Here is a 26,293-nt window from a genome sequence, read left to right on the forward strand (position 1 = left end):
CTCCCCATGTTTCACGTGAAACATACCGACAGGATTCCTCGTATGACCAGTGACCCCACCGCCTTCGACGCGTCGACGCCGTTGGCCCGGGAGCTCGCCGACCTCTCGCAGCGCAAGCGAAGGCTCGCCGGGTTGGACTTTCCCCTTCCGTCGGCGCCGCGAGTGCTCACTGTCGCGAACCAGAAGGGCGGCGTGGGCAAGACGACGACCACGGTGAACCTGGCCGCCGCGCTCGCTCGAGAGGGCGCCCGCGTGCTGGTGATCGACCTGGATCCGCAGGGCAACGCGTCGACCGCGCTCGGCATCGACCACCGCGGTGAGACGCCCAGCGTGTACGACGCTCTCATCCGCGACGAGCCGATGGCCGACATCGTGCAGCAGAGCCCTGAATCCGCGAACCTGTACTGCCTCCCCGCCACTATCCACCTGGCCGGTGCGGAGATCGAACTTGTTCCCATGGTGGCTCGCGAGCAGCGCCTGCGCGGCAGCCTCGAGCGGTTCTTCACCGCCATGGACGAGGCGGGCACCCCGTTCCACTATGTTTTCATCGACTGCCCTCCCTCGCTGGGACTGCTCACCATCAACGCTTTCGTGGCCGCACGCGAGGTGCTCATCCCCATCCAGTGCGAGTACTACGCGCTCGAGGGGCTGAGCCAGCTGCTGGCCAACATCCAGCTGATCGAGAAGCACCTCAACCCCGAACTCGCGGTCTCCACGATCCTGCTCACCATGTACGACGGCCGCACACGCTTGGCCTTCCAGGTGGCCGAGGACGTGCGGTCGCACTTTCCGGAGCAGACGTTGCACGCGGTCATCCCCCGGTCTGTCAGAATCTCGGAAGCGCCCAGTTACGGGCAGACCGTCATCAGCTTCGATCCGGGATCCACCGGTTCTGTCTCGTACCTCGAGGCAGCCGCCGAGATAGCACACAGAGGAGCACCCCAGCGTGGCCACTAAGAAGAGAGCCGGACTCGGCCGGGGCATCGGCGCCCTCATCCCCACCGACATTCCGCGTATCGAGGGCTCGCGACCGGTGGACGTGTTCTTCGACGCTCCCCGCGCCGACGGCACCCGGGCCGGCGTCGGCGACAGCCGCGTGCCCGCGGGTGAGGAGGGGCAGCAGCTGCTCGCGGTTCCCGGGGCGCGGCTCGCGCAGCTGGATCCTTACAGTATCGTTCCCAACGCCAAGCAGCCCCGCAGTGTGTTCGATCCGGCCGACCTAGCCGAGCTCGTGCACTCGATCCGCGAGATCGGGGTGCTGCAGCCGATCATCGTGCGGGAACTCCCCCGCGAAGCGGGCGAGGGCGGCGAGGGCGAGGATGCGCCCCAGCGCTACGAGCTCGTCATGGGTGAGCGGCGTCTGCGGGCCACCAAGGAGGCCGGGCTCGACACGATCCCGGCCGTCATCAAGGACACCGCCGACGAGGACATGCTGCGCGATGCGCTGCTCGAGAACCTCCACCGGTCGCAGCTCAACCCGCTCGAAGAGGCCTCGGCCTACCAGCAGCTGCTCGACGACTTCGGCATCACGCAGGACCAGCTCGCCGAGCGGATCGGTCGGTCCCGCCCGCAGATCACCAACACGCTCCGCCTGCTGAGGCTCCCGCCGGCCGTGCAGTCGCGCGTGGCTGCCGGTGTGCTGAGCGCCGGGCACGCGCGCGCGGTGCTGGCCGTGGGCGATGTCGACGCCATGACGAAGCTCGCCGACAAGATCGTGAACGAGGACCTCTCCGTGCGTGCCGCGGAAGCCCTCGCCTCCGAGGCACCGAAGCAGGGCCGCGCGAAGACCACCGCGGGCACGAAGCGCGGGCACCTCGACGAGATCGGGGAGCGGCTGGGCGACCGGCTCAATACCCGAGTGAAGGTGAGCCTCGGCCGTGCGAAGGGCCAGATCGTGATCGACTTCGCGACGATCGAGGACCTGAACCGCATCCTCAGCGAGCTCGGCGAAGAGGGATACGGAACCTCCCGCCCCAGGAGCGGGCCCCGCTTCTCCTGACCCCATGTTTCACGTGAAACATCCCCGGCCTTAGAACGACAGAACCCGCCGTCCCACGAGGGGAGGGCGGGTTCAGTCGTTGGTGGCTGCAGTGCAGCATGCGGCTGCGGCGGTCACTCCCCCGCTGGCGTGGCGCCCGCGATGGCGACCTCACTGAGCTGCTCATACACGGATCCGAGCGAGAGGCCCGCGGCCAGGATCCCCTGAGGCACCGTCGAGGTCTCGGTGAGTCCCGGCAGCACGTTGGCCTCGAGGAACCACGCCGTGCCCGCCGCGTCGATGATGAGGTCGATACGGGAGATGTGCCGCAGCCCGAGGGTCTTGTGGACGGTCAGGGCGGCCGCCTGAGCCGCCGCCGTGGTCGCTTCATCGAGGCGGGCGGGGGCGTAGAAGCTCGTCTCCCCCGCGTTGTACCGAGCCTCGAAGCTGTAGACACCAGAGCGCGGCTCGATCTCCACGGCCGGCAGCGCGAACGGCCCGTCGCCGAGATCGAGGATGCCGATGGAGACCTCGACGCCGCGCACTCGCTGCTCGATGAGCGCGACCTCGCCGTAGGTGTACGCGTCTACCACGGCACGCGGCAGGTCGTCAGCGGCTTCCAGCACACCGACACCGAGCGCGGATCCACCCATCGCCGGCTTGACCACGATCTCGGGGCCGAAGGAGTCGAGCACGAGCGAGAGCACCTGGGTGGCACCGAGCTCACGGAACGTGTCGCGCGGCAGGGTCACCCAGCGCGGTGTGGCGAGCCCGGCGCGCTCCACCATGATCTTGGAGCTCGGCTTCTGCCAGGCCAGTCGGGAGGCCTTCGCCTCGGCGCCGACGTACGGAATAGCGAGCATGTCGAGGAGGGCTCGCAGCGCGCCGTCCTCCCCGCTCGCGCCGTGCAGCGCGGGCCAGATCACGTCGGGTCGGTTCTCAGCGAGGTACGGCAGCAGGGAGGCATCCGGATCGCGGAGAACCACGGTGTGCCCGCGCTCGCTCAGCGCGTCGGCGACACGACGGCCGGAGCGCAGCGAGACGTCGCGCTCATGCGAGATGCCACCCGCCAGCACGACCACCGTGCGAGGGACTGCAGCGGAGGAGGAGGTGTCGGTCATGGTGTCTCGTCTCAGTCGAGGTTGGGCGGCGGGGCCGAGAAGCTGCGGTCGCGCGCGGTCTGCAGGGGGCCGGTGGCGGAGAAAGTCTCGAGCAGGTCGAGCTCGCCGTTGATGACGTTCTGCAGGCGACGGATGCCCACCCGGATCGCCTCGGGCGTGGGGTAGCAGAACGAGAGGCGGATGTTGTTGCGCCCTCCCCCATCGGCGTAGAACGCGGTTCCCGGCGTGTACGCCACGAGCTCCTTCACCGCGCGCGGCAGCATCTGCTTCGAGTCGAGGTACGGCGGCAGCGTGAGCCACACGTAGAAGCCACCGTTCGGGTCCGTCCACGACAGATTCGGCAGATACTCGCCTAAAGCGCTGATCATGGCCTCTTTTCGCTCCCGGTACACCCCGCGGAAACGATCGACCTGAGCGCGCCAGTCGATGGTGTCGAGATACTCGGAGACCACGAGCTGGCTGAAGGACGACGGCGAGAGCACAGCCGCTTCGTTGGCGAGGATGAGCTTCTCGCGGATGGCGTGCGGCGCGAGCGCCCACCCCACACGGAAGCCCGGAGCTAGCGTCTTGGAGAACGTGCCGAGGTAGATGACACCCTCCTGCTCCACCGAGCGCAGCGCGGGGGGCGGGGGTGCGTCGAAGTGCAGCAGACCGTAGGGGTTGTCCTCGAGCACGAGGATCTCGTTGTCGCGCGCGATCTGCAGGATCTCGAGGCGGCGCTCCCAGGAGAGGGTGACGCCGGCCGGGTTCTGGAACGACGGGATCGTGTACAGGAACTTGATGCGACGGCCGGCCGCCTTGAGGCGCGCGATGTTCTCGCGAAGCGACTCCGGGATCATGCCGTGCTCATCCATCGCCACGTGATGGGTCTCGGCCTGGAACGACCGGAAGATCACGATGGCGGTGACGTAGCTCGGGCCCTCGGCCAGCACGACGTCTCCCGGATCGAGGAAGAGCTTGGAGACCAGCTCGAGCGCGTGCTGCGACCCCGTGGTCACCACCACGTCGTCGGCGCTCGCCTTGATGCCCTCCATGGCCATGACGTCGAGGATCTGCTCACGCAGCTTGGGCACGCCCTGGCCGGAGCCGTACTGCAGCGCCACGGATCCCTGATCGCGCATGACCCGGTTCATCGACTCGATCACGAGCTCCTGCGGCAGCGCGGAGACGGCGGGCATGCCACCGGCCAACGAGACCACCTCGGGTCGGGAGGCCACGGCGAAGAGGGCTCGCACCTCGGAGGCCGCGAGGCCGGCGGTGCGCGCTGCGTAGTTGGAATACCACGGGTCGAGATTGTTGCCCGACTGCTGTGGGGGGTTCTGGCTGCTCACTGACATACTTCCCGACGTAGACCGAATTCCCATCGTAGAACATGCGAAAGTGGCCCGCGCCTGAGGCTGCGGGCCACTTCGGTGGAACTGGTGTGGATCGGGATCAGATGAAGGCTGCGAGGTCGGCCTCGAGGGCCGCCTTCGGCTTGGCGCCGATGATCGTCTTGACGACCTCGCCGCCCTTGTAGACCTTCATGGCCGGGATCGAGGTGATCTGGTACTTCATGGCGGTCTGCGGGTTGTCGTCGACGTTGAGCTTGACGATCTCGATCTTGTCACCGTGCTCGGCCGCGATCTGGTCGAGGATGGGGGCGACGGCGCGACACGGGCCGCACCATTCGGCCCAGAAGTCGACGAGGATGGTCTTCTCGGACTTCAGGACGTCGGCATCGAAGCTGGCGTCGGAGACTGCCTTGGCGTTGGACATCGTTCCTTCTTTCGTGGGGTTCTCGGTGGGAAAACGGGGGGGCGGACTACTCGGCCGCGACGAGCGCGTCGACCTCGGCGGCCACGAGCTTGGCGGTGTCGCCATCCTCGACCTGGTCGAGCGCGGCCAGGAAGTGCTCGGCGTCGAGAGCTGCGACCGTTCCGGAGGCCGCGGCCGTGACGGCCTGACGGTACTGGGGGTCGATCACGTCACCGGCGGCGAAGACGCCCTCGACGTTGGTCTTCGACGAGCGGCCCTCGACGGCGATCGTGCCGTCGACCGTGAGGTCGAGCTGACCGTGCACGAGGTGCACCCGGGGGTCGTTGCCGATCGCCACGAAGAGACCCTGCACGGGGAGCTCCGAGGTGGAGCCGTCGACCGTGTTGCGGAGCGACAGACCCTCCACGGCGTTCTCGCCCGTGATGCCGACGACCTCGGAGTTCCAGACGAACTCGATCTTCTCGTTGGCGAACGCGCGCTCCTGCATGATCTTCGAGGCGCGCAGCGTGTCCTTGCGGTGCACGAGGTAGACCTTGTCGGCGAAGCGCGTGAGGAACGTCGCCTCCTCCATGGCCGAGTCGCCGCCGCCGACCACCGCGATGGTCTTGGTCTTGAAGAAGAAGCCGTCGCACGTGGCGCACCACGAGACGCCGCGGCCCGAGAGGCGCTCCTCGTCGGGGAGACCGAGCTTGCGGTACGCGGATCCGGTGGCGAAGATCACCGAGCGGGCCTCGAAGGTGCCGCTGTACCCGGTCTCGACCGACTTCACCTCACTCGTGAGATCGAGCTTCGTGACGTCGTCGAGGATGACCTCGGTGCCGAACTTCTCGGCCTGCTCCTGCAGCTTCATCATGAGTTCGGGGCCCTGGATGCCCTCCGGGAAGCCCGGGAAGTTCTCGACCTCGGTGGTGTTCATGAGCTCGCCGCCCGCTTCGACGCTCGAGGCGAGCAGCAGCGGGGAGAGACCGGCCCTGGCAGCGTAGATGGCCGCCGTGAGGCCCGCGGGGCCTGAGCCGATGATGATGATCTCGCGCATGTGGTGACTCCTGAGGGATGGTGGTGGGTGCACCGGAAGTGCGCTCACTGCCGATACAACACATTCTAACGGCCCGCTATTCCGCGGCACCGGGCCCTCGGCGAGGCGCTCAGCGGGCGCTCAGGAGCGCTTGAGGCGGGCCAGCACGGGCCGCAGCGCATCCCTCACCTCGGGCGAGCGCACGAGCAGCAGCACCCCGAGGTAGACGGCCGTCATGGCCACCCCGATGACCGCCATCGACACGATCGATCCCACGACCGACTCGCTGCTGAACCCGTCGGGCGAGGCGACGCCGAACACGCCGGCCAGCACGAGGCCCACGGCGAACGAGGGGATCGCGGCCACCACGAAGCGCAGCAGGCTGAACATCACCGTGCGGCCGCCGACACCGCCGACACCGCCGAGGCGCCGGCGGATGAGGATGCCTGCCACGAGCGTCTGCAGGATCCCCGCTCCCGAGAGAGCCACAGCCACCGCCACACCCACGAGGTCCTTCGGCACGAGGAAGAGCACGCCGAGCGCGGCCACCGAGAAGATGACGACCTGGAACACCGTGATGAAGAACGGGGTGCGGGTGTCGCTGAGCGCGTAGAACGCCCGCTGGATGAGGAACAGCATGCTGAACGCCGGGAGACCGATGAGGAAGCCGATGAGCACCTGGCCCATCGAGACGCTCTCGCCGAAGGTCTTGGTGAAGAAGCTCGAGATCGGGTAGGCGCAGATGATGAGGCCGATCGCGGCGAGCATCATGAAGGCCGTGATGATGCGCAACGACGACGACAGGTTGGTGCGCACACCCGCGAGATCCTCGGTGCTCGCGTACTCGCTCATGCGCGTGAAGTAGGCCGTGGCCACCGAGACCGCCACGATCGAGTGCGGCAGCATGAACACCAGCCAGCTGTTGGTGAGCACGGCCGTCGAGGCGTCACCGCCCCCCGCGGCGGTGGCCACCACGTTGGTCTCCACGAGGCCGGCGATCTGGGTTGCGGCGAGCATGCCGAAGGTCCAGCCGGCGATGCGGCCGGTGCGGCCGAGCCCCACACCCCGCCAGCGGAAGTCGGGGCGGTAGCGGAGGCCGATCCGTCGCCAGAACGCGAACAGGATGAGTGCCTGCACGGCAACGCCGAGGGTGGCGGTGCCGGCGAGCCAGGCCACCTTGTCCGGCGTCCAGTAGGCGATGGAGTCGACGCCGGCGGCCGTGGGCGCGAAGAGCAGGTTGAACCCGATGAGGCCGAGGATCGCCACGATGTTGTTGAGCACCGGCGCCCACGTGAAGGGGCCGAACGAACGGCGGGCGTTGAGCACCTCGCCGAGCACGGAGTACAGGCCGTAGAAGAAGATCAGCGGCAGGGTCCAGTAGGCGAAGGATGCGGCCAGGTCGAGCACGGATTTGGGCGTCTCACCGGCCAGCCCGGCCACCACCCGCACGAGCACGGGCGCCAGGAGAGTCGCGATGATCGCGGCGCCCGCGAGCACCGTGAGGGCCAGCGTGACGAGCTTGTTGATGTAGCCGCTGCCGCCATCGGCGTGCGAGGACGCCCTCACGATCTGCGGCACGAGCACGGCGTTGAGCATGCCGCCCGCCACGATCACGAAGATGGTGTTCGGCAGCTGGTTGGCGATCGCGAAGGCGTTGCCGCCGAGGCTGAACGCGCCGATCGTCTGCACGAGCACGATCGCCTTGACGAAGCCGAGGATGCGGGAGACCATCGTCCCCGACGCGAGCAGGGCGCTCGCACGGCCGATGCCGCCCTCAGCCACCTGGGGTCGTCTCTGCCTCGGGAGTGCCTGCGACAGGTGTCTCTGCCGCAGGTGTCTCTCGTGCCCGCTTGCGGCGGCGCAGGATGTTGCGCGCCAGTCCGCCGCCGAAGACGAGCACCGCCAGCACGGCGATGAGCACGGTGCCGAGGGTCTCCCACTCGGCGCTCACGTTCACCTGCACGGGCGACGGTGCCGAGACGACGACGCCGGTGGGGCTCAGCAGCTGGATGGTGAGGGTCACCGATCCGTTGGCCACGGCCGTGACGGGCACTTGCGTGCCGCGCCGGGAGGACGCCTCGATGGTGACCTCGGTGCGGGTGGTGTCGACCACGAGCCGACCGTTGGAAGGCGTGACCTGCACCACGACCGTGACGGGGTAGGGCAGCTCGTTGCTGAGCGTGATGGGCAGCGCGGACTGGTTCGAGAGCAGGTTGATGTTGGAGCCCTCGACCACCTGCACCGAGCCGAGAGTGGTCGACGAGGCCTCCACACTCGCGTCGACCGCTACGTTCCACCCGCCGTCGTTGGTGGTCCAGGAGTTCGAGATGAGGGCCAGCAGATCGGCGCGATCGGCACCGGTGAGCTGCTGAGGGTCGGTGAGCAGCGAGGAGAAGGAGTCGATGCTGGTCGAGGAGGCGAGCAGGCGGGCGATGCTCTCGACGCGCTCAGCGGGCTGGGGGGCGTCGACCACGGTGGCGGGGGTGGTGGGCGCGGTGTCGAGCAGCGGCTGCAGCGGGGAGGGGGTGGCCCAGGGCAGGGACTGGAGGGCGTCGAGCGTCTGGTCGAGCTGCGAGAGGTCGAGGTTCGTGCGGTCGAGCACGGCGAGCACGGGACGGGTGGATCCGTCGGCGGCACCGGACTCGGCGCCACCAGTGCCGGCGGAGCTCACCAGGGCGAGCGCGGAGCTGAGCTCGGCGAGCGACTCGGCGCGTGCGGTGTCGGTGGGAGCCGCGAGGGCGCCCTGCAGTGCCGCCGAGACGGAGTGCTCTGCCACGAGTGCCTTCTGGTCCCCCGCGGAGACCACGGCGGGCAGGGAGTCGCCGGCCACCGCATCCGCCTCGGCCGACACGAGCTGGCGGGAGTCGAGGATAGTAGTGGTGAGCCCCGAGGCGCCGAACCAAGCGAGATCCGACGAGATGACGCTCTCCGCCCGGGGCCAGGCCACCGAGGTGGTGGTGTAGTCCCAGTCGAGCAGCTGCTCGAGGGTGGGCACCGTGGGGGTCGTGGGCTCGGGATCGTCGGTGGGGGTGGCGCTCGGCGAGGGGGTGGCCCCCGGGGTCTCGGCACCCGCGGGCTCGTCCGATCCGTCGCCCGTGGTGCCCGCGGTGAAGTCGGCGGCATCGAGGGCGTACTCGAACGAGGTGGGGGTCAGCACGGCGGAGGCCCCGGCCTGGTGCTCGCCGCTGATGTCGGAGTCGCCGAAGGTGAGCGGGATGATCGGGTTCGGCGCATCCGCGAGCCGATCGAGCCACTCGACCGCCGACGCGGGGGCCGAGCTTCCCAGCACGCGGATCGACACGATGATGCGCGGATCGATCGCGATGGTCACGGGTCGCCCGACGAGCGCATCCAGCTCGCGGGTGAGCAGCCCGGAATCGTTGGTGAACGCCTCGAGCGCGGCCGACTGGATCAGCCCCGTGGTGGAGGCCACGGAGGTGAGGGGGGCGATGACCGTGACGCCGGCCACGCCGCTCGAGGCGATCGATCCGTCGTCGACGACGATCGAGGAGCGCGCCTCGGCCACCAGGGCGCCCGCGACCACGAGCTGGGCGTCGAGGCCGTGCACACCGGTCTCTCCGCTCAGCTGGGCGGCCGGCACGGTGAGCTGCACGGAGTGGGCGGCGCCGGGGGCGAGGGTAGGGGTGGTGCCGCTCGCGATGGAGTCGGTGGTGTCTGCGGCATCCGCTTCAGGGTCTGCCGCGGTGCCCCCGTCGTCGGTGCCGAGCCAGCTCGTGAGCTCGGTGCCGTTCGAGAACGCGGTGTCGTCGAGACCGACCTCGAGCGCGCCCTCGGCGAGGGTCGCGGTGCCGCTGTTCGTGACCTCGATGGTCACCACGAGGTCGCCGCCGGCCCCCACGACGCCGTTCGACGCCGGGGCCACGGAGAGGGAGACCGCGGAGGCCTCCTCCGGCACCACGGGCGCGGTGGCCGGCGACACCGTCGAGACCGTCGAGGCCGTCGTCGAGAACGCCGTCGAGGCCGTCGCGGACGCCGCCGTGGGGGTCGCCAGCAGAGCACCGGCGATGAGCGCGGTGGCTGCGATCGCGGGCGCACCTCGAGAGAGTCGTCGCGCAGGTGAGTACATAGTGATGAGCGGGCGGATGCTCGGTGGCGGTGCCGTCCGTACTGCCGATTGTAGGAGAGGTGGCCTGGAAGAAGCGCGAGCCCCTCCGTGGGCCCCGGCTAAAATGAGGCGGTGCAGCCCGTTCAGCAGTCCCTCGATTTCCTGGCCGAGCTCGCCTCCGCCGGCCCCGTGCGGGTGCTCGCCGAGGCCTTCGCCGCCGCCGGGCACGAGCTCGCCCTCGTGGGTGGGCCCGTGCGCGACGCCTTCCTCGGCCGCCCCATCACGGATCTCGATTTCACGACGGATGCGACGCCCGACCAGATCCTCGCCATCGTCACGCCCCTCTCGCAGGCGCAGTGGGATGTGGGGCGCGCGTTCGGCACGATCGCCGCGCGCATCGACGGTGAGACCGTGGAGATCACGACCTACCGGTCCGACAGCTACGACCACACCACGAGGAAGCCCGCCGTGGAGTTCGGCGACACCCTCGAGGGCGACCTGCTGCGCCGCGATTTCACGATCAACGCCATGGCGCTGCGGGTGCCCGAGCTCAAGCTCGTCGACCCGTCAGGGGGCATGGACGACCTCATCGCCGGTGTGCTGCGCACCCCCGGCACGCCCGAGGTGTCGTTCGGAGACGACCCGCTGCGCATGCTGCGCGCCATCCGCTTCACCGCCCAGCTGGGGTTCACGGTGGCGGTCGACGCCGCGATCGCCATCACCGAGATGCGCGACTCGATCTCGATCATCTCGGTCGAGCGCATCAACGACGAGCTGTCGAAGCTGCTCAGAACGGATGCGCCCCGGCGCGGTGTGGAGCTGCTCGTCGAGAGCGGGCTGGCCGAGCTCATCATCCCCGAGATCCCCGCGCTGCAGCTCGAGAGCGACGAGCACCACCATCACAAGGACGTGTACCAGCACAGCCTCACGGTGCTCGAGCAGGCGATCGACCTCGAGAAGTCGCGTGAGACCTCCCCCTCCCCCGACCTCGTGCTGCGGCTCGCGGCCCTGCTGCACGACATCGGTAAGCCCGCCACCAAGCGCAACGAGCCGGGCGGGCAGGTCTCGTTCCACCACCACGACGTCGTGGGCGCCAAGCTCGCCCGCAAGCGGCTGAGGGCGCTGCGCTTCGACAACGACACGATCGCCGCGGTCTCGCGCCTGATCGAACTGCACTTGCGGTTCTTCGGCTACACCGACGGGGCGTGGACCGATTCCGCGGTGCGCCGCTACGTGCGCGACGCGGGAGACCAGCTCGAGCGGCTGCACATCCTCACCAGGGCCGACGTGACCACGCGCAACCGGCGGAAGGCCGACCAGCTCTCCTTCGCCTACGACGACCTTGAGGAGCGCATCGCGACCCTCGCCGCCCAGGAGGAGATGGACTCGGTGCGCCCCGATCTCGACGGCGAGGAGATCATGGCCATCCTGGGCCTCACGCCGGGGCGCGAGGTGGGCCAGGCGCGGGCGTTCCTGCTCGAGCTGCGGCTCGACGAGGGGCCGCTGCCCCGCGAGGTCGCCGAGGAGCGCCTGCGCGCCTGGTGGGCGGCGCGGGACGGATCGGGTCAGGTCAGCTAGCGGGCGTGTTGGCCGCGATGAACTCCTCGAGCGCGGCGCGGGCCACGTCGTCGGGCAGCTGCTTCGACGGCGACTTCATGAAGTAGGCGCTCGCCGACTCCACGGGGCCGCCGAGACCTGCGTCGAGCGCGAGCTTGGCCGCGCGCACCGCATCGATGATGACACCCGCCGAGTTGGGCGAATCCCACACCTCGAGCTTGTACTCGAGGCTCATGGGGGCACCGCCGAAACCGTGACCCTCGAGGCGCACGAACGCGAACTTGCGGTCGTTGAGCCACGGCACGTGGTCGCTCGGGCCGATGTGCACGTCGCCGGCGGGCAGGTCGACGTCGATGTTGGAGGTCACAGCCTGGGTCTTCGAGACCTTCTTGGAGTCGAGGCGACGCCGCTCGAGCATGTTCTTGAAGTCCATGTTGCCGCCCACGTTGAGCTGGTACGTGTGGTCGAGCTTGATGCCGCGGCTCTCGAGCAGGCGGGCGAGCACGCGGTGGGTGATGGTGGCGCCCACCTGGCTCTTGATGTCGTCGCCCACGATCGGCAGGCCGGCCGCTTCGAACTTGGCCGCCCACACGGGGTCGGAGGCGATGAACACGGGGATCGCGTTGACGAAGGCGACCCCGGCATCCAGTGCCGCCTGCGCGTAGTGCTTGGCCGCGTCGTCCGACCCCACGGGGAGGTAGCAGACGAGCACCTCGGCGCCGCTCTCGCGGAGCGCCGCCGCCACGTCGACGGGCTCGGCCGTCGACTCCTCGATCATGTCGACGTAGTACTCGCCGAGACCGTCGAGGGTGGGGCCGCGCTGCACGGTCACGCCCGTGGGCGCGACGTCGGCGAACTTGAGAGTGTTGTTCTCGCTCGCCCAGATGGCGTCGGCCAGATCGGCACCGACCTTCTCGGCGTCGACGTCGAACGCGGCCACGAACTCGATGTCGCGCACGTGGAACGGGCCGAAGCGGGCGTGCATGAGCCCGGGGATGGCCTCGTCCTCCGCGGCGTCGGCGTAGTACGTGACGCCCTGGATCAGTGAGTTCGCGCAGTTGCCGACTCCGGCGATGGCGACCTTGATGCTCATGCGGTGCAGCTCTCTTCGTTTGTATACAGAACTGAACGATCTTATCCGGGTGCGCTCGGGTGCAAGCCGTGAGGCTGCTCAGGCGAGGCGGCGGAACCGTTCGAGGGTCGGGATGGGGTGGGTCTGGCCGCCGCTGAGGGTGAAGGCGGTGGGCTCGATCGTGAGCTGGCTGCGGTGGGCGGCCATGGCCGCGGTCTTGGCCGCGAGCAGCTCGGGGGTGAGGCGGATCGTGAACTCCTCGACCTGGCCGCCGCCGGCGCCTCCGCCCTCCGGAAGCACGCGCGGCTCGACGATCGCGAAGAACGGCAGCCCTGTGAGGCGCGCGACCTCGCGGGCCGCGTCGTGAATGCGCACGTGATCCGGATGACCGTAGCCGCCTCGGGCGTCGTAGCTCACGAGGGCGCTGGCGAGCAGGTGACCGTGCTCGTCGCGCACGGCGGTGTGCAGGTCGGCCACCACGTCGGCCAGGGGCGCCGTGCTGAGTGCATCCGGTGCCGCATCGGCCGCCGGCTCCGCGAATCCGTCGTCGCCCCACTGCATGCCGGAATCGGAATACAGACGATCCGCCGCGCCGGGTGCCCTGGCGGGAGAGGTGCCGAGGAAGACGTGGTGCGGTCCCCCGAGCGCCTCGAGGGCGTTCTCGAGCTCGATCATCCGGTGCGGGGCGAGCTCAGCCGTGCCCTCGAGCGGCGCGAGATCTCCCGCGACGACCTCGCCGCGTTCGCCCCTGGTGCCCGTGATGATCGTCACCGACGCACCGCGGGCCACGAGGGCCGCGATGGCTCCCCCGGTGGAGATGGACTCGTCATCCGGATGCGCGTGCACGAAGAAGGGGGCGTCGCCGAAGGCGTCGAGGGGGCCGGTCACCCCCGAACCCTACTCGGATGCGTGCTGGGAGCGGACCGAGCGCTCGTAGAGATCGAGGTGGCGTTCGGCCGTGGCCCTCCAGGAGTGCGAGCGCGCGTGATCCACCGCCGTGGCACCTAGGGTGCGGAGTCGCGCGGGGTCGGCGAGCAGCGCCGCGATGGCTTGAGCCCAGCGGTGAGGGTCCCGATCCGGGAGCAGCACGCCGCTCACGCCGTCGGCCACCGACTCGGCGAGCCCGGCCGCCGCGGAGGCCACCACGGGCGTGCCGCTGGCCGCCGCCTCGAGGGCCACGAGTCCGAACGTCTCGGAGTGCGACGGCACGAGCAGGAGCGCCGCCCCGCGCAGCAGCTCGGCCGTGCGTGCACGCGACATCGCGGACAGGAACTCCACGCGGTCGGCGAGGCCGTGCCGCAGGGCGAGATCGCGGAGGGCCGCGGCGTAGCCGTCGTGGCCGGGGCTCGTGCCCCCGGCGATCACGAGCCGCAGCCCCGGCAGTGCGGAGACGGCCTCGATCGCGAGCTCGACGCCCTTGAGGGGCTGGATGCGCGCGAGCACGAGCACGTAAGGGGGAGCATCCGCCTGGCCTTGGTCTCCGTCTCCGTCTTCACCGGCGCCTTCCGCCGGATGGAAGAGGTGGGTGTCCACACCAGGCGGGACGACCACCACGCGAGACTCCTCCTCCCCGGTGAGGCCGGCGGCCGCGATGACCGCTAGGCGCTCCGCCTCCGTGGCGGTGACCGTGTGCGCCGAAGCCCGCACGAGCATCCGCTCGCCGTCGAGCCGCAACGGCGGCTCGGGAGCGTCGCCCGGGGCCAGCCGCTCGTTCTTGAGTGCGGCGACCGTGTGCAGGCTCAGCACGTGGGGTGCGTTCCAGTCCGTCGCCGCGGGGAGACCGGCGAGGCCCGAGAGCCAGTAGTGGGAGTGCACCACGTCGAAGGGGGGCAGGCGCTCGAGCTCGCGCGCGAAGGCCGGCGCGAGGGAGGGCAGTTCCCCCTTTGGCACGGATGCGCGGGGCCCCGCCCGCAGAGCGCGCACCGGCACACCGCCCGGCGTGCGCGCATCCGTCGACGCCCCCTCCCCCGCATCCCGCGTGAGGAGCTCGACCTCGGCACCCGCCTCGGCCAGGGCCTCGGCGAGCCCCACGAGGTAGACGTTCATGCCACCGGCGTCCCCTGCACCCGGCCGCGCGAGCGGCGAGGTGTGCAGCGAGACGAGGGCGATGCGGAGGCTCACACTCCCACCCTCACACATCTCCTCTTCGCCGGAGGCCCTCGTCTGGTAGGCTTCGAAGGTTGTCCTGTGTCCAGTGGAATTCTCCACGCGGCCGCGGGACCGATGCATAACCCTCCTGTCACAGAGAGTCTGTGGCCGTTCTAGTCCGAAGGAGGTGGGTTTGTGACGCATCAGTACGAACTCATGGTCATCCTCGATCCAGAGATCGACGAGCGCACCGTGGCCCCTAGCCTCGACAAGTTCCTCAACGTCATCCGCAACGATGGCGGCACCGTGGACAACGTCGACATCTGGGGCCGTCGTCGCCTCGCCTACGAGATCAACAAGAAGACCGAAGGCATCTACGCCGTGGTGAAGCTCACCTCGAACGCCGACGCCACCAAGGAGCTCGACCGTCAGCTGAAGCTGTCGGAGGCCGTCATGCGCACCAAGGTGCTACGTGCCGAAGAAGCGATCGCCCAGGTCGCCGCCGCCACGAAGCTCGCCGAGGAGAAGGCCGCCCGCAAGGCCGCCAACACCAAGGCCGCCCCCGCAGCGAGCTCCGCTCCTGCAGGTGCTGCGAGCTCCGCCGCTCCCGCTGCTGCCGTCAAGGCCGCCGCGTCGAAGCCCGCCGCGAAGGCCGAGACCACCGAGTCGAAGCCCGCTGCCAAGGCCGAGGCGAGCGAGTAGTCCGTCATGGCCGGCGAAACCGTCATCACCGTGGTGGGCAACCTCACCGCCGATCCTGAGCTGCGCTACACGCAGAACGGGCTCGCGGTCGCGAACTTCACGATCGCCTCGACGCCCCGCACCTTCGACCGCGCGTCGAACGACTGGAAGGACGGCGAAGCGCTGTTCCTCCGGGCGTCGGTGTGGCGCGAGTTCGCGGAGCACGTGGCCGGTTCGCTGACCAAGGGCATGCGGGTCGTCGCGACCGGTCGCCTCCGTCAGCGCTCCTACGAGACGAAAGAGGGCGAGAAGCGCACCTCGATCGAGCTCGAGGTCGATGAGATCGGCCCCTCGCTCCGCTACTCGACCGCTCAGGTCACCCGTGCCACCAGTGGTGGCGCCGGTGGCGGTGGCGGATCGTTCGGCGGCGGCGGCAACGGCGGTGCCGTCAACGGCGGCAACCGCGGTGGTCAGTCCTCCGATGAGCCGTGGGCAGCCTCTGCTCCCTCCTCCGCGGGTGCGAACGGTGGTGGCGACGTCTGGAACACTCCGGGCAGCTACTCCGACGACACCCCCTTCTGATACTTCTCTTCTTCTAGAACAGGAATCCAACCATGGCTGGAAAGTCAAGCGGCGACCGCCGCAAGCCGCTCCGCGGCGCAAAGGGCGCGAAGAACGCCGCTCCCGCGAAGTCCATCCGCGTCGGGGTCATCGACTACAAAGACGTCGCGACCCTCCGCAAGTTCATCTCGGAGCGTGGAAAGATCCGCGCCCGCCGTATCACGGGAGTCTCCGTCCAGGAGCAGCGCCTCATCGCCCGTGCCGTCAAGAACGCCCGCGAAATGGCACTTCTGCCCTACGCCGGCTCTGGCCGTTAAGGAGCAGCACAATGTCGAAACTCATCCTCACCCACGAGGTGACCGGTCTCGGAACCCCCGGCGATGTCGTCGAGGTCAAGAACGGCTTCGCCCGCAACTACCTCATCCCCAAGGGCTTCGCCGTGGCGTGGAGCCGCGGTGGCGAGAAGCAGGTCGAATCGATCAAGGCAGCACGCACCGCGCGTGAGCTCGCCACGGTCGAAGAGGCCCAGCACCTCAAGCAGACCCTCGAGAACGCCGTCGTCAAGCTCGCCATCAAGGCGGGCGAGGGCGGTCGCCTGTTCGGCTCCGTGAAGACCGCGGACATCGCCAACGCGGTGTCTGCGGCCGGCATCGGATCGCTCGACAAGCGCAAGATCGAGATCCCGGTGGCCATCAAGGTCGTCGGCAACCACGAGGCCACCGTGCGACTGCGCGATGACCTCTCAGCGACGATCTCGCTTCAGGTGGTCGCAGCAAAGTAGGGCTCTTCGTCGAGGGGTGTCAAGTGCTTTCTGCACTCGGCACCCCTTTTCGATGCCCGATTCTCCCCAGATCTATACACAGGTCTGGCGTGGATCCACAACACTCAAGTGGGGGTCGAAGGATGTCTCCACTCACAGAGTGTGGAATGTTCTTGTGGCTGGTCAGGGGCTCTTTTCAGGCTTATCCCCAGAAGTTATCCACACTCTAGTGCACAGCTTTCGCACAAGGCCCCCGGCGTTTCGCGCAACTGTTCCACAACGTTATCCACAGGGCCGTTTGTGCGGTGTCGGTGGCGAGTGGTCGGATGGGCTCGCAGCGGATCCTGCGCCTTCGCGGCGCAGCAGATGAGGAGTAGACGTGTCGATTGCCCACCTTGGTCTCGCTGGTGACGGACCGAGCGATCGCGGCGGCGAATGGGGGCCGAGCGATCGTGGGGGCGACCGTGGCGGAGATCGCGGTGGCGAGCGTCAGCCGCGTGCAGGTGAGCGCACTCCCCCGCACGACCTGCTGGCCGAGCAGAGCGCCCTGGGCGGCATGCTGCTGAGCAAAGACGCCGTGGCCGACGTGGTGGAGGTCATGCGCTCGATCGACTTCTACATCCCCAAGCACGAGGTCATCTTCGAGGCCATCCTCAACCTCTACTCGCACGGTGAGCCCACCGACGTGATCGCGGTCACCGACGAGCTCACCAAGTCGGGCGAGCTGTCACGTGCCGGCGGGGCCGAGTACCTGCACACGCTCACCTCGCTCGTGCCCACGGCGGCGAACGCCGGGTACTACGCGCAGATCGTGGCCGAGAAGGCCGTGCTGCGGCGACTCGTGGAGGCCGGAACGCGCATCGTGCAGATGGGCTACGCGAGCGAGGGCGAGGTCACCGATCTCGTCAACAACGCGCAGGCCGAGATCTACTCGGTCAACGGCGGCGTCGAGGTCGAGGACTACGTGCCGCTCAACATCGCCGTCACGGCCGCGATCGACGAGATCGAGGCGGCAGCGGGCAAAGACGGCTCGCTCACGGGTGTGCCCACGGGGTTCGCGGATCTCGACAACCTCACGAACGGATTCCACCCCGGGCAGATGATCATCGTGGCCGCGCGACCGGCCCTCGGTAAGTCGACGCTCGCGCTCGACTTCTGCCGGGCAGCCTCGATCAAGAACGACATGCCGTCGATCTTCTTCTCGCTCGAGATGGGGCGCTCGGAGATCGCCATGAGACTGCTCTCGGCCGAGGCCTCGGTGCCCCTGCAGAGCATGCGCAAGGGCCGCATCGAGGGCCGGGACTGGACGACGCTGGCGTCGACCCGAGGCCGCATCAACGACGCCCCGTTCTACATCGACGACAGCCCCAACATGACGCTCGTCGAGATCCGCTCCAAGTGCCGGCGGCTCAAGCAGAAGGTGGGCCTCAAGCTCGTGGTCATCGACTACCTGCAGCTCATGACCTCGGGCAAGAAGGTCGAGAGCCGCCAGCAGGAGGTCTCGGAGTTCTCGCGTGCGCTCAAGCTCATGGCGAAGGAGCTGCAGGTGCCTGTCATCGCCCTCTCGCAGCTCAACCGTGGCCCCGAGCAGCGGTCGGACAAGAAGCCCGCCATCAGCGACCTCCGCGAGTCGGGTTCGCTCGAGCAGGACGCCGACATGGTCATCCTCCTCCACCGCGAGGGCGCCTACGAGAAAGACAACCCGCGGGCGGGCGAGGCCGACTTCATCGTGGCCAAGCACCGCAACGGCCCCACCGCCACCATCACCGTAGGCTTCCACGGGCACTTCTCCCGCTTCGCCGACATGCCCCCGGCCTAGCATCCCGCCCCTGCCTGACCGGATCCCCGCCGACCTCAGCGGGGCCGCCATCGGTGGGGAGCGTAGCGTGGGGTCATGCCTGTCACCGGGATCGACCCCACCGCGCGGCTGCTCTTCTGGCTCAGGGTGCCGTACGTGCTCGATGCGGTGCTGCTCGTGGTCGGCGTCGGCTACCTCGTGGCGGGCGACGGCGCCGGCTGGTGGGTGCTCCTCTTCGCCTTCCTCCGAGCCGTCATCGGCACCATCGCCCTCTTCTGGATCGCCCCCCGAGCCATAGCCCGCCGCTCCCCCACCGACCTCCCCTGAGGCCGAAACTCACGGGCACACCGTGAGGTCGTCGATCGGGACGGCGAGGGTGGCTGTTCCGCCCAGGATGACGACTTTGGTGGCTCCCGTCGATCCGATGTCGAGGAGGACGGGGCGCGGGATGCAGGAGGACTGCACCACGTAGAGCGGCGCGCCAGCGAGGCCGGCAGCCACGCCGCCCGACAGAGCGTCGGGGAAGGTGTTGCCACTGGCGAGGTACACGACGTCACGGTCGTTGAGGATGGCCGGGTCCGTCGGGGCACGCGGCGGGGCGTATTTCGGCGTATCGGGGAAGGTCAGGGCATCGCGATTGATGGCGACGGAGGCTTCGTACCTCGTGGCTCCGCCCAGGCGGACGGTCGTGATGCCTGCGTCGGCGAGCTGCTGCAGGATCCCGTCCGAGACGGAGGCCGGGCCGCCGGCCACCTTGACGGTGGTGACACCTCGATCCTTGAAGAACTGCACGGACTCCGCAGGCACCGACGACGCTGCGCCGTTGACGAGCATCACCGATGAGCCCGCCGCGCTCGCGACAGGGGTGGCCGACAGGGCATCGGGGAAGGTGCTTCCAGCGGCGATGTACTGAGTGGTGGATCTCGCCGTCGAGGCGACGAGGGCTCGGGAGACCTCGTAGCGGTCGGCGCCGCCGACGCGCTCGACAGCGAGCCCGGGCAGTGCGAGAGCGCTCAACTGAGCTTGAACGGCGGGTGAGACCGAGGCGGGGCCGCCCACGATGACGATCCGCGAGGGCTTCAGCCGAAGCAGCTCGTCCTTCACGATGGAGGGCAGCGCACTGCCGCTCGTCAGCAGCAGCGGCGCCTTCTTCTGAACGGCCACGGATCCCGCACTCAGCGCATCCGTGAACTTCTCCCCACTCGCCAGATACACGACCGGGTTCGCCGCCGGGAACGCAGCCTTCGACGCGTTCACCGCCACCTCGTAGCGGTCGGCGCCGGCCACCCGGTCTGTGGCCGGTCGAGCGCGCACGTCAATCGGCTGGGAGTAGTAGGTGCGGGCATCAGTCGCGTTGTAGTAGCGGTTCTCGGCAATGACCTCGATCACTGTTGATTGCACTGCACTGGGCGTCCCCAGCAACACCTCGTCGACGGACTTCATGCCGACTGGCGTTGACAAGCTTCTCAGCCTCACGGTACCGCTGCCTCGGCTCGCATCGTTGAGCACGACCGGCCCGAGTGGTTCACCCACGTACGAGCGGATCGCCGGGGCCGTCGATCCGCTCGGCACGTTCTCGAAACCGGGGGCCTCGTAGTCGCGAGCGACCCGCACCACCTCGCCGGTGCTCGCTGTCGTGTACCAGATCGCACCATCCGGCCCTACGGTGAGGTCACTCGGGTCCGCGACGTCCGGCAGATCGACCGAGCTCGGGATGCCGGGCACGAGACTCCGCACGGTGATGCGCTTGTTGCGCTGCTGGGTGAACCACAGCTCCCCTGGCTGCGGCACCACGACGTCGGTGATGAGGGGGAAGTCGTAGGACCACATGATGCCGGTCGACGAGCCGTCGAGGTTGAGCTTGATGATGTCGCTGCGGGACGACACCACATAGACTCCACCATCGCCTGCCGTCATCGCGCCGGGGGCGCTGATGCTGATGGTGCGCTCGTAGACACCGGTCTGCGAGAAGACGACGATGAGCCGGGCAGCGGAGTCGCTCACCCAGATCTTGCCGCCGATGGCCTCCACGCTGGTGGGAAAGGTAACTCCGTGCCCGATCTCGAGCAGGCCCGAGTATCCCGCCGGGTTGACCGGAGAACGCATGGCTTCGAGCTTGTAGTAGGCCCCCGGCTTGATGAACCAAGCCGTCCCATCCTCCGCCACCGTCACAGCCTTCGGTGCGGCATCGGTGGGTGCGGTCCAGTGCTCGACCCGCCCCTCTGCGGTGATGAGACCGTATTGGTTGTCGGCTTCGGCCACCCACCAGATCGTGCCGTCGGGGCTTGCCGCTAGGTCGGTGGGGTGGGCGCCCGAGGGGATGGGACGCGTGGTTGTGCCGTCGGTGGACATGCGGGTGATGCCGCCCTTGGACTCGGCGATCCAGAGGGCGCCGTCGGCGCCGGTGACGATGCCCGTGGGTTGGCTCGCTCGGTCGGGGAGGGGGAAGCGGGTTTGCTGGCCCGGGGTGAACTCTTCGGCCGAAGCCGAAGCCGAAGCCGAAGCCGCGTCGGCGGTGGGTGATGCCACTGCGCCGATTGCGACGAGGGTGGCCGCCATGGCCACCACCACGAGACGCCGGAACGAGCGGACGACAGAAGGCTGCGGGGATACGAACGAAGACACACTCATAGACGGACACTGCCGGACGGGCGGCGGTGGGTGTTAGGAGTAGTTGGTACTCAGGCTTCGGGGAGGGGGGCCGCTACTGCGGAGGTGTAGAGGGTGATCACGCGGTCGAGGAAGGCGGCGATGGTGGCTCGGTCGGCGGGCGGGAGGTCGTCGACGAGGCCGGCGACTCCCGCGATGACGGGCATGAGCTCGTCGATGGCGCGTTCGACCGAGGTGCGGGAGGGGACGACCACGATCTTGCGGCGGTCGGAGGTGTGGCGGTGCCGCTCCACGTGACCGAGCGCCACCAGCCGATCGACCACGAGAGTGGAAGCCGCCGTGGTGACACCGAGACGCGCCGCGAGGTCGCTGGGGGTGAGCGGGCCCTCCTGGATGAGGTGCTCCATGGCCGTGAGGTCGGTCTGGTTCACCGACAGCACAGAGCCGAGCCGGCGCTCGAACGCCCGGGAGAGGTGATTGATCTGGCGCAGCGCATCCCCGATGGGGTTCACCTCGATCGGCTGCTGCGTGCTGAGCTCCTCCCGCGACCAGGGGGTGCCGGCGTCGCCGAGCCCAGCAAGCGCGGTGGGCGCTGCCATCACCTCCGAGTTGCGGTCGTCAACCATGACTGTCATGCTAATCCCATACGTAGCTAAGTTGCTTAGCTATATGTCGAGATACACAGCCTAGACATCCAGCCGATCCGGAGGACCCATGCGCGCCATCGCCCGTTTCGTGAGCGGACGGGGCACCGCGTGGGTCGCCCTCGCCCTGGCCGTCGTGGCCACCGCGCTCCTGTTCGCCCTCCTCCCCCAGGGCGAGAGCGACGCCTTCCCCCCGAGCGGACTGCCCGACTCGAGCGAGGCCAAGCAGGTCACCGACCTTCTCGAGGAGTTCCCGGATGCCGACACGACGGCCGCCATCCTCGTCTACAGCCGGGGCGACGGCGGTGGCGAGCTCACCGAGGAGGACAGGACGGCCATCGCCGCGAGCGCCGCCACCCTCGCCGAGCGCAGCATCGCCCCGCAGGCCGTGCAGCCCCAGTTCAGCGACGACGGCACCGCCGCCCTGCTCGCCGTGCCCCTCGACGGCGCCGAGTACGGCACAGATTCCACGGGCGGCATCGAGCAGGCGGCCACCACCCTCCGCGACGACGCGAACGCCGGCCTCCCCGACGGTCTCGACGCCCTCATCACGGGCCCCATCGGCTTCCAGGCCGACATCACCAACGCGTTCGCCGGCGCCGACTTCCGCCTGCTGCTCGTCACCGTGATCGTGGTGGCGATCCTCCTCATCGTGACCTACCGCAGCCCCGTCCTCTGGATCGTGCCGCTCGCCGTGGTCGGTCTCGCCGACGGGCTCGCCCGCGTGGTGGTCACGAGCCTCGCGGAGCCCCTCGGCATCACCGTCGACGCCTCCATCGGAGGCATCCTGAGCGTGCTCGTGTTCGGTGCGGGAACCAACTACGCCCTGCTGCTCGTGGCCCGCTACCGCGAGGAGCTCACACGCGAGGAGAACCGCCACCGCGCCATGCTCACGGCCGTCACGAGCGCGGGCCCCGCCATCGCGGCGAGCGGCGGCACTGTGGCGCTCAGCCTGCTCACCCTCCTCTTCGCCGAACTCGCGGGCAACCGGGCGCTCGGCGTGGCCTGTGCGGTCGGCGTCGTCATCGCCATCCTCTTCGCGCTGCTCGTGCTGCCGGCCGCCCTCGTCGTGTGCGGTCGAGGCCTCTTCTGGCCGTTCGTGCCCCGCGTGCACCCGGCCGAGAGCCACCACGCCACCCAGAAGCCCACCTTCTGGACCCGCCTCGGCGAGGGCGTGCGCCGCCGCCCCGCGATCGTGGCCATCGTGGCCACCCTCGGCATCGGCGTGCTCGCCCTCGGCCTCACGGGCTACCAGGTGGGCCTCTCGCAGACAGACCAGCTCATCGGTGACCCCGAGTCGGTGCAGGCCCAGCGGATCGTGGACGACTCGTTCTCAGCGGGCCTCACCGGCCAGACCATCATCCTCACACCGGATGCTGTGGTCGCCGACGCCACGAGCATCGCCGAGGGTGTGGACGGCGTCGAGTCGGTGCGACCAGGCGAGAGCGCCAACGGCCTCACGCGCCTCGACGCGACGCTCGCTGCCGAGCCCGAGAGCGAGCAGGCGTTCGCCACCATCGAGCAGCTGCGCGCCGACTACGCGGCAGCAGGCGACGGCACAGAGCTGGCACAGACCCTCGTGGGCGGCGCCGACGCCACGGCCCTCGACACCACCACGGCCGCGGAGGCCGATCAGGGCCTCGTCATCCCCCTCATCCTCGCCATCGTCTTCGTCATCCTCGCCCTGCTCCTCCGCAGCCTCGTGGCGCCCGTGCTGCTCATCGCGAGCGTGCTCGCCACCTTCTTCGCGAGCCTCGGCGCCTCGAACGTGATCTTCCAGAACCTCATGGGGTTCCCCGCGTTCGACTCCAACGTCATCCTGTTCGCCTTCCTCTTCCTCGTGGCGCTGGGCGTGGACTACAACATCTTCCTCACCACGAGAGCCCGCGAGGAGACCGTGAAGCACGGCACGAGGGCGGGCATGGTGCGCGCCTTGAGCTCCACGGGCGGCGTCATCACGAGCGCGGGCATCCTCTTGGCGGCGGTCTTCGCGGTGCTCGGTGTGCTGCCCGTGGTGGCGCTCACCCAGATCGGCGTGATCGTGTGCATCGGCGTGCTGCTCGACACCCTCGTGGTGCGCACCGTGCTCGTGCCCGCACTCGTGTTCCTCACGGGCGACGCCTTCTGGTGGCCGTCCCGCCCGGCGAAGAACGCGATCGACGGCGAGGCGACGGATGGCGCAGCGGACTCACCGGATCAGGCACCGGATGGCGGCGCGGGCGCACACGCGAGGCACTCAGCCGCGGCTCGGTAAACTGGTGGCACGCGTGCCAGCAGAATCGAGGATCCCGGAGTGACCGACTCCCCCAGCACCCTCCCGCGGTCGCCCTACTGGGGCGTTCCGGTGGCCAGGGCGATCCCGTTCATCGTGACCGCGCTCGTGCTCACCTTCTCGCCGAACCACTCCGCCCAGGTGGGCCTCATCGCCTACGGCATCCTCGCCGTGATCTCCGGCGCGCTCGTCGCCGTGCTCTCGTGGCGCACGCTCGCGGAGCGGTCCCTTCGCGTGACCTTCCTCATCCAGGGCATCTCCGGCGTCGTCTTCGGCGCGCTCGCTCTGGCCCTCAACGGGGGCGGTCTCGGGTTCCTGCTGTTCTGCGCCACCATGAACTCGGCCATCGGCGGGTTCCTCGAGCTCTACACGGGTCTCCGCCACTCCAAGAACCCGGCCTCGCGCGACTGGGCCATCACCGGCGCCCTCACCGTGATCTTCTCGCTCGTGCTGATCTTCTTCCCCACCGACCCGGTCTTCGTGGTGGGCATGCTCGGCGCCTTCAGTGCGATCGTCGGCCTGCTCCTGGTCATCGGTGGTCTCTCCCTGCGCTGGGGCGTCCAGGCTCCCGCATCCGCTCCCCGAACCGCGAAGATCCGAACCGAGAAGACACCGTGACCCAACCCTCGAGGCGAGATCGGCTCAAGCCGGTCGAACTGCTCGTCCTGTCCGCCATCCTGTCGCTCTTCGTGGGCCTGACGGTGCTCCTGACCACCCGCGACCCGATCCTCGCGGCCATCTTCTTCGGCGTCGCGTTCATCGTGGTGCTCGTGGTGATGGCGATGTTCTCGCTCACCATCAAGCCCAACGAGCGCGAGCAGCACGAGATCGACGACGAGGACGGCGACCACCCCAAGGGCCACTAGGGCCCCACACCCGGCCCGTCAGTCGGCGGGCGTCGGGAGGATGTGGTCGACGAGCTCGGAGGCGAGGCCCGTGTAGCCGGCCGGCGTGAGCGCCACGAGCCGCGCCTTCGCGTCGGCGCCGATGTCGAGGCCCTGCACGAACTCCACGAGCTCGGCCTGGCCGATGCGACGGCCGCGGGTGAGCTCCTTGAGCAGGGCGTACGGATCCGCGATCGACGAGCGCCCCGCGGTGACCTCGGCGCGCACCACGGTCTGGATCGCCTCGCCGAGCACCTCCCAGTTGCCGTCGAGATCCGCGGCCAGCGCCACCCGGTTGAGCGCGATCTGGCCGAGCCCGCCCTTGATGTTGTCGAGCGCCAGCAGCGAGTGGCCGAGGGCGACACCGATGTTGCGCTGCGCCGAGCTGTCGGTGAGGTCGCGCTGCAGGCGCGAGGTCACGAGCGTGGCGGCGAGCGAGTCGAGCAGCGCGCTTGAGAGCTCGAGGTTGGCCTCGGCATTCTCGAACCGGATGGGGTTGACCTTGTGCGGCATCGTCGACGAGCCCGTGGCACCCGCCACCGGGATCTGGGTGAAGTACCCGATGGAGATGTAGGTCCACACGTCGGTGCACAGGTTGTGCAGGATGCGGTTGGCGTGGCTGATGCGGTTGTAGAGCTCCGCCTGCCAGTCGTGAGACTCGATCTGCGTGGTGAGCGGGTTCCAGACGAGGCCGAGCGAGGTCACGAAGCCGCGCGAGATGGCCTGCCAGTCGGCACCGGGCTCGGCCACGAGGGCGGCCGCGAAGGTGCCGGTGGCACCCGAGAACTTGCCGAGGTACTCGGTGGCCTCGATCTGCGCCTTCACGCGCTCGAGGCGGTGCACGGTGACCGCGAGCTCCTTGCCCATGGTGGTGGGCGTCGCGGGCTGGCCGTGGGTGTGGGCGAGCATGGGCTCGTCGCGGTACTCCACGGCCTGGCGGCGGAGCTCCTCGATGACCGCGGTGAACGCCGGCAGCCACACGTCGGTGACGGCCGAGCGGATGGTGAGCGCGTAGGAGAGGTTGTTGATGTCCTCGCTCGTGCAGCCGAAGTGGGTGAGCTCGGCGATGGCCCCGAGGCCGAGGTCGGTGAGCTTGCGCCGCACGTAGTACTCCACGGCCTTCACGTCGTGCCGCGTCGTGGCCTCGAGTTCGGCGATCTGGTCGATGTCGTTCTGCCCGAACTCCTGCACGACCGAGCGCAGGCGGCGCGAGATCTCGGGGTCGAGCGGCGACGAGCCGAACATCGAGTGGTCGGTGAGGTAGAGCAGCCAGTCGATCTCCACGTGCACACGCGCCCGGTTGAGGCCAGCTTCGGAGAGGAAGTCACCGAGGGCCGAGACGGCGGGGCGGTAGCGGCCGTCGAGCGGGCTGAGCGGCTGAGGGGGCAGGGGAGGCATGAGCAGGAGGGGCTTTCGCTAGGGGGAGGG

23 protein-coding genes and 1 pseudogene are annotated in these 26,293 nt (G+C 69.0%); 12 read left to right on the forward strand and 12 right to left on the reverse strand.

The annotated features are described in order from the left end of the window. The first annotated feature begins 6 nt into the window (after nucleotides 1–6). Both ACEXQC_RS08545 and ACEXQC_RS08550 read left to right on the forward strand, forming a co-directional pair. Nucleotides 7–957, forward strand: coding sequence for a ParA family protein (locus ACEXQC_RS08545; RefSeq protein WP_374820441.1), 951 nt, complete (start codon nucleotides 7–9; stop codon nucleotides 955–957). Continuing rightward, nucleotides 947–1,999 carry a ParB/RepB/Spo0J family partition protein gene (locus ACEXQC_RS08550; protein ID WP_374820443.1) on the forward strand — a complete coding sequence of 351 codons (1,053 nt, stop codon included), beginning with the start codon at nucleotides 947–949 and terminating at the stop codon, nucleotides 1,997–1,999. Before ACEXQC_RS08545 ends, ACEXQC_RS08550 begins: the two co-directional genes overlap by 11 nt. A gap of 113 nt (nucleotides 2,000–2,112) precedes the next feature. On the opposite strand, the gene ACEXQC_RS08555 is transcribed toward ACEXQC_RS08550, so the two are convergent. The 6 genes from ACEXQC_RS08555 to ACEXQC_RS08580 all read right to left on the reverse strand — a co-directional run bounded on the left by ACEXQC_RS08555 (nucleotide 2,113) and on the right by ACEXQC_RS08580 (nucleotide 9,959). Beyond that, nucleotides 2,113–3,099, reverse strand: coding sequence for a D-alanine--D-alanine ligase family protein (locus ACEXQC_RS08555; protein WP_374820445.1), 987 nt, complete (start codon nucleotides 3,097–3,099; stop codon nucleotides 2,113–2,115). Between the two features lie 11 nt (nucleotides 3,100–3,110). Continuing rightward, on the reverse strand, nucleotides 3,111–4,436 hold the full coding sequence (locus tag ACEXQC_RS08560; RefSeq protein ID WP_374820447.1) for an aminotransferase-like domain-containing protein: 1,326 nt from the start codon (nucleotides 4,434–4,436) through the stop codon (nucleotides 3,111–3,113). Between the two features lie 97 nt (nucleotides 4,437–4,533). Further along, nucleotides 4,534–4,857, reverse strand: coding sequence for a thioredoxin (gene trxA, locus ACEXQC_RS08565; RefSeq protein WP_374820449.1), 324 nt, complete (start codon nucleotides 4,855–4,857; stop codon nucleotides 4,534–4,536). 46 nt (nucleotides 4,858–4,903) lie between these two features. Further along, nucleotides 4,904–5,893 (reverse strand): thioredoxin-disulfide reductase, encoded by a 990-nt coding sequence (gene trxB / locus ACEXQC_RS08570; protein ID WP_374820451.1) that lies wholly within the window; start codon nucleotides 5,891–5,893, stop codon nucleotides 4,904–4,906. Between the two features lie 120 nt (nucleotides 5,894–6,013). Next, nucleotides 6,014–7,654, reverse strand: coding sequence for a murein biosynthesis integral membrane protein MurJ (murJ, locus tag ACEXQC_RS08575; protein ID WP_374820453.1), 1,641 nt, complete (start codon nucleotides 7,652–7,654; stop codon nucleotides 6,014–6,016). Then, entirely contained in the window at nucleotides 7,647–9,959 is a 2,313-nt protein-coding gene (locus ACEXQC_RS08580; RefSeq protein ID WP_374820455.1) for a DUF6049 family protein, read from the reverse strand. The genes murJ and ACEXQC_RS08580 overlap by 8 nt, the downstream gene beginning before the upstream one ends. Nucleotides 9,960–10,070: 111 nt before the next feature. Between ACEXQC_RS08580 and ACEXQC_RS08585 the strand changes: the two genes are divergently transcribed. Further along, the gene (locus ACEXQC_RS08585; RefSeq protein ID WP_374820457.1) at nucleotides 10,071–11,516 is read left to right on the forward strand and encodes a CCA tRNA nucleotidyltransferase; all 1,446 of its coding nucleotides are present in this window, start codon (nucleotides 10,071–10,073) and stop codon (nucleotides 11,514–11,516) included. On the opposite strand, the gene ACEXQC_RS08590 is transcribed toward ACEXQC_RS08585, so the two are convergent. The 3 genes from ACEXQC_RS08590 to ACEXQC_RS08600 form a co-directional block, all read right to left on the reverse strand. Next, nucleotides 11,509–12,588 (reverse strand): inositol-3-phosphate synthase, encoded by a 1,080-nt coding sequence (locus ACEXQC_RS08590; RefSeq protein WP_374820459.1) that lies wholly within the window; start codon nucleotides 12,586–12,588, stop codon nucleotides 11,509–11,511. The genes ACEXQC_RS08585 and ACEXQC_RS08590 overlap by 8 nt on opposite strands. A 78-nt stretch (nucleotides 12,589–12,666) precedes the next feature. Further along, the gene (locus ACEXQC_RS08595; protein WP_374820460.1) at nucleotides 12,667–13,455 is read right to left on the reverse strand and encodes a PIG-L family deacetylase; all 789 of its coding nucleotides are present in this window, start codon (nucleotides 13,453–13,455) and stop codon (nucleotides 12,667–12,669) included. 9 nt (nucleotides 13,456–13,464) lie between these two features. Next, complete coding sequence (locus ACEXQC_RS08600) at nucleotides 13,465–14,688, reverse strand: glycosyltransferase (protein ID WP_374820461.1); 1,224 nt, start codon at nucleotides 14,686–14,688, stop codon at nucleotides 13,465–13,467. 183 nt (nucleotides 14,689–14,871) lie between these two features. Between ACEXQC_RS08600 and rpsF the strand changes: the two are divergent. From rpsF to ACEXQC_RS08630, 6 genes and pseudogenes are all read left to right on the forward strand, one after another. Next, nucleotides 14,872–15,216 (forward strand): annotated as a pseudogene (gene rpsF, locus ACEXQC_RS08605) (30S ribosomal protein S6); the annotation flags it as partial. A gap of 147 nt (nucleotides 15,217–15,363) precedes the next feature. After that, on the forward strand, nucleotides 15,364–15,918 hold the full coding sequence (locus ACEXQC_RS08610) for a single-stranded DNA-binding protein (protein WP_374820463.1): 555 nt from the start codon (nucleotides 15,364–15,366) through the stop codon (nucleotides 15,916–15,918). A 32-nt stretch (nucleotides 15,919–15,950) separates the two neighbouring features. Further along, nucleotides 15,951–16,214, forward strand: a complete 264-nt coding sequence (rpsR, locus tag ACEXQC_RS08615; RefSeq protein ID WP_022895757.1) for a 30S ribosomal protein S18 — start codon at nucleotides 15,951–15,953, stop codon at nucleotides 16,212–16,214. An 11-nt stretch (nucleotides 16,215–16,225) separates the two neighbouring features. After that, entirely contained in the window at nucleotides 16,226–16,678 is a 453-nt protein-coding gene (gene rplI, locus ACEXQC_RS08620; RefSeq protein WP_374820466.1) for a 50S ribosomal protein L9, read from the forward strand. Between the two features lie 358 nt (nucleotides 16,679–17,036). Further along, nucleotides 17,037–18,476 carry a replicative DNA helicase gene (gene dnaB, locus ACEXQC_RS08625; protein WP_374820468.1) on the forward strand — a complete coding sequence of 480 codons (1,440 nt, stop codon included), beginning with the start codon at nucleotides 17,037–17,039 and terminating at the stop codon, nucleotides 18,474–18,476. A 75-nt stretch (nucleotides 18,477–18,551) separates the two neighbouring features. Continuing rightward, nucleotides 18,552–18,782 carry a hypothetical protein gene (locus tag ACEXQC_RS08630; protein ID WP_374820470.1) on the forward strand — a complete coding sequence of 77 codons (231 nt, stop codon included), beginning with the start codon at nucleotides 18,552–18,554 and terminating at the stop codon, nucleotides 18,780–18,782. Nucleotides 18,783–18,791: 9 nt separating this feature from the next. Here the strand turns inward: ACEXQC_RS08630 and ACEXQC_RS08635 are convergent, their stop codons facing one another. Beyond that, nucleotides 18,792–21,086, reverse strand: coding sequence for a cell wall-binding repeat-containing protein (locus ACEXQC_RS08635; protein WP_374820472.1), 2,295 nt, complete (start codon nucleotides 21,084–21,086; stop codon nucleotides 18,792–18,794). A 50-nt stretch (nucleotides 21,087–21,136) separates the two neighbouring features. Beyond that, nucleotides 21,137–21,691, reverse strand: coding sequence for a MarR family winged helix-turn-helix transcriptional regulator (locus ACEXQC_RS08640; RefSeq protein ID WP_374820474.1), 555 nt, complete (start codon nucleotides 21,689–21,691; stop codon nucleotides 21,137–21,139). A gap of 88 nt (nucleotides 21,692–21,779) precedes the next feature. Here ACEXQC_RS08640 and ACEXQC_RS08645 point away from each other — a divergent pair, with 88 nt between their 5' ends. Genes ACEXQC_RS08645 through ACEXQC_RS08655 form a run of 3 tightly spaced genes read left to right on the forward strand, consistent with a single transcriptional unit; the run spans nucleotide 21,780 to nucleotide 24,847 of the window. Beyond that, nucleotides 21,780–23,963, forward strand: coding sequence for an MMPL family transporter (locus ACEXQC_RS08645; protein WP_374820476.1), 2,184 nt, complete (start codon nucleotides 21,780–21,782; stop codon nucleotides 23,961–23,963). Nucleotides 23,964–24,002: 39 nt separating this feature from the next. Then, nucleotides 24,003–24,599 (forward strand): hypothetical protein, encoded by a 597-nt coding sequence (locus tag ACEXQC_RS08650; protein ID WP_374820478.1) that lies wholly within the window; start codon nucleotides 24,003–24,005, stop codon nucleotides 24,597–24,599. Then, nucleotides 24,596–24,847: a hypothetical protein gene (locus ACEXQC_RS08655; RefSeq protein ID WP_374820480.1), complete on the forward strand. Its 252-nt coding sequence runs from the start codon at nucleotides 24,596–24,598 to the stop codon at nucleotides 24,845–24,847. The genes ACEXQC_RS08650 and ACEXQC_RS08655 overlap by 4 nt, the downstream gene beginning before the upstream one ends. A gap of 18 nt (nucleotides 24,848–24,865) precedes the next feature. Here ACEXQC_RS08655 and purB read toward each other — a convergent pair whose 3' ends face one another. Next, nucleotides 24,866–26,263: an adenylosuccinate lyase gene (gene purB, locus ACEXQC_RS08660; RefSeq protein ID WP_374820482.1), complete on the reverse strand. Its 1,398-nt coding sequence runs from the start codon at nucleotides 26,261–26,263 to the stop codon at nucleotides 24,866–24,868. Between the last annotated feature and the right edge of the window lie 30 nt (nucleotides 26,264–26,293).

The sequence above is a fragment of the Herbiconiux liukaitaii genome, from assembly GCF_041927495.1.
Taxonomy (GTDB): Bacteria; Actinomycetota; Actinomycetes; order Actinomycetales; family Microbacteriaceae; genus Herbiconiux; species Herbiconiux liukaitaii.